This window comes from Okeania sp. (assembly GCF_983059655.1).
The window spans coordinates 16,430-19,341 of record NZ_CEZPJD010000047.1; the positions used below are offsets into that span (position 1 = coordinate 16,430).

Here is a 2,912-nt window from a genome sequence, read left to right on the forward strand (position 1 = left end):
TGAAGATCCTTTTTTTGAACGCTTTTTTGGTAATGAATTACCAATACAACCTCCTTCACAAGAAGTATTAAAAGGTCAAGGTTCTGGTTTCATTATTGACTCAAAAGGAATCATTTTAACTAATGCTCATGTAGTAGATAAGGCTGACAAAGTTACTGTGAGCTTAAATGATGGGAGAAAGTTTATGGGGGAAGTAAAAGGAACAGATAAAGTTACAGATTTAGCAGTAGTTAAAGTTGAGACAAAAGGTGAAATTTTACCAGTAGCAGCTCTTGGCAATTCTGACTCTGTACAAGTAGGAGATTGGGCAATAGCAGTAGGAAATCCTTTGGGATTTAATAATACTGTTACTTTAGGAATTATTAGTACCTTAAAACGTCCTAGTTCAGCAGTAGGAATTCCTGATAAAAGATTAGATTTTATCCAAACTGATGCAGCTATTAATCCTGGAAATTCTGGAGGTCCGTTGTTGAATGATAGGGGTGAAGTAATTGGGATTAATACTGCAATTAGAGCTGATGCTATGGGTATTGGTTTTGCTATTCCTATCAATAAAGCTAAAGAAATTAAAGATGTATTAGCTCGTGGAGGACAAGTACCCCATCCTTTTGTTGGTATTCAGATGATTTCTCTAACACCAGAAATTGCCAAAGAAAATAATGCTGACCCCAATTCTATGTTAATTTTGCCAGAGGTAAAAGGAGTTTTAGTAACGAAAGTTTTGTCTGGTACTGCGGCAGAAAAAGCGGGCATTCGGAGAGGAGATGTAATTCTAGAAATTGACAATCAACCAATAATTAGTGCTGAACAATTACAGAGGAAAGTTGAAGCTGGTGGTGTCGGTCAAAAATTGCAATTTAATATTCTACGAAATGGTAGAGAAAAACAGTTATTTGTTGTCAGTGGACAAATGATTTCTTAGAATGTAGTAATACAGCAGATTCCAAGTATATGAAGTACAGATATTAATAATTGAATGTTCCCAGTGCGAGCATCTTGCTCGCGTGGGTGTCCCTCACCAAGGTGGAATCCGTTGTATCTGTTAAGGCAAGAATAGTAAGGGAGCAAGATGCTCCCACTTTTGCCTTAATTTATAGATTGATTTATCCATTCAACAAAAAGAATTAATGCCAGCTAAAGACTTCTATCATGATACGTTCAACAATTATTAATTGTTAATTATTAATTATTAATTATTATAATGGATATCTTAGTTCAATATCAAGAAACTATTCGACAGCAACTTCAGGAATATACAGAAATTCCTTATGCTTATGGAGATTTACAATGTCGTTTAATTATTGGCGAAGATAAGAATAATTTTTTATTCAGGACTTACGCAAAGGCACTATATATAGGGTGTCGCTCAGTTACGCTAGCGCTAACACACCCTACTAATAGCGTTCATGCGTAAGTCTTGTTATTAATTACTCAGGGATGGGAGAATGATGTACAAGTTCATGGATGTCTAGTTCATGTAGAAGTAATTGGAGATAAAATCTGGATACATCGAGATGCTTTAGAGGATGGTATCGCTTTAGATTTAGTTAATGCAGGTATTCCGAAAAATCAAATTGTTTTGGGTTTTCATCCACCAGAAGTACGTCCCTATAAAGAATTTGCAGTTAATTAGAAAAATAAGCTTTTTTAATAGTAAATGGGGATGAAAAATGTCTGGCAAGGTAGAATGATAACCCTGTAGGGACGTTGCGTGCAACGTCCTTAATTATTCGTTGGTATCTTTTAAGCTGATTAGTAAAGCAGATATACTAGATGTCATAGTTACTCCACTTTCAATAGCTTGACTAATTTTTTTGGCATTTTGATTAGTGCTGATTGATATAATGCTGAAAATACTTCCAGCAAGGATTGAGATTAATAATATTTTGATTGATTTAGACATTTGATTCTGTTGATTTTTTTTGAACTATAACTATTAGATTAGTTAGTAAATTTAGGTTTTGCCTATAGAAGTATTAGGAGTTGTATAGAAGTTAAACAAAAGCAGGAAAAATCAATAATAGTAGCAAAAATATATGTTTTTAATCAAAATAGATCTATGTAGAGCCAGGTAGATTCATGTAGAACTATGTAGAATTGTTGTGGCAATTTTGAATTTATCGAAATATAATTATAGGTGAACATATTGAAAAGGAATAGTTAATCATGTTAGATGAAATTTACAAAAATAATGAGCCTAATTTTCTGAAAAAAATTGCCGATAAATTGATGCTTAAAGATAAAAACAGACTGATATTTACCGAACGATTTAAAATTGATAATGATGATTTGAATAATTCAGCACTGGCTGATGTTTTATCAAAGAATTTATTAGAAAATGCTAGTCAAAAAGCAACGCCAGATATTATTCTGCGTGACTCTTTGAAGACAATATTTAAAAAACTAGAGGTTGAAGGTTGTGATTTTGATGGAGCAACAAAAGATAAAGTTGAAATTGCTAAACGGTGGTTGCGTGAAATAGTTTATCGTTGGTATCTATTGAAAAATATGGCTGTTTCAACTAATAAAATGGGTCCTGTTTTCCCAAGGATGAGCACAATGGAAATGTGGCAATGTGATTCTAATTATCCCGATCGCGTACCTTTGGGAACTGAGATTAAATTTGAGGTACAGTTGGAACGTCCGGGATATTTGACTCTATTGGAAAAAGGTACTTCTGGTAAATTTTATTGTTTGTCGCCGTCGTTTCTTGCGCCTTCTCCTAGTTTTAATGAAGCGGGTGCAGTATCGTTGCCAATGGAGGGAGCATTTAGAGAATCTTTTAAACTGAGTGGTAAACCTGGGGTTGAGGAAATAATAGTGGCGATCGCTCCTGAACGTCCAAAGTTAGATTGGTTGCCGAAACCAGAGCAACCACCTTTACGTCTTGAGGGAGAGCATTTGCAGGAATT

5 protein-coding genes are annotated in these 2,912 nt (G+C 34.4%); 4 read left to right on the forward strand and 1 reads right to left on the reverse strand.

Features of this window, described 5'->3' with window-relative positions; translation table 11 throughout:
• From AC3DU7_RS05100 to AC3DU7_RS05110, 3 genes are all read left to right on the forward strand, one after another.
• Nucleotides 1-922: HhoA/HhoB/HtrA family serine endopeptidase (locus AC3DU7_RS05100; protein ID WP_488038271.1), on the forward strand; the 922-nt coding region annotated here is incomplete at its 5' end.
• A 279-nt stretch (nucleotides 923-1,201) separates the two neighbouring features.
• The gene (locus tag AC3DU7_RS05105) at nucleotides 1,202-1,414 is read left to right on the forward strand and encodes a hypothetical protein (RefSeq protein WP_488038272.1); all 213 of its coding nucleotides are present in this window, start codon (nucleotides 1,202-1,204) and stop codon (nucleotides 1,412-1,414) included.
• A gap of 3 nt (nucleotides 1,415-1,417) precedes the next feature.
• Nucleotides 1,418-1,633 (forward strand): element excision factor XisI family protein, encoded by a 216-nt coding sequence (locus tag AC3DU7_RS05110; RefSeq protein WP_488038273.1) that lies wholly within the window; start codon nucleotides 1,418-1,420, stop codon nucleotides 1,631-1,633.
• A gap of 93 nt (nucleotides 1,634-1,726) precedes the next feature.
• Here AC3DU7_RS05110 and AC3DU7_RS05115 read toward each other — a convergent pair whose 3' ends face one another.
• Nucleotides 1,727-1,903, reverse strand: coding sequence for a hypothetical protein (locus AC3DU7_RS05115; protein ID WP_488038274.1), 177 nt, complete (start codon nucleotides 1,901-1,903; stop codon nucleotides 1,727-1,729).
• A gap of 263 nt (nucleotides 1,904-2,166) precedes the next feature.
• Here AC3DU7_RS05115 and AC3DU7_RS05120 point away from each other — a divergent pair.
• Nucleotides 2,167-2,912, forward strand: a 746-nt coding sequence (locus AC3DU7_RS05120; RefSeq protein WP_488038275.1) for a DUF4384 domain-containing protein, incomplete at its 3' end; no start/stop codon positions are given.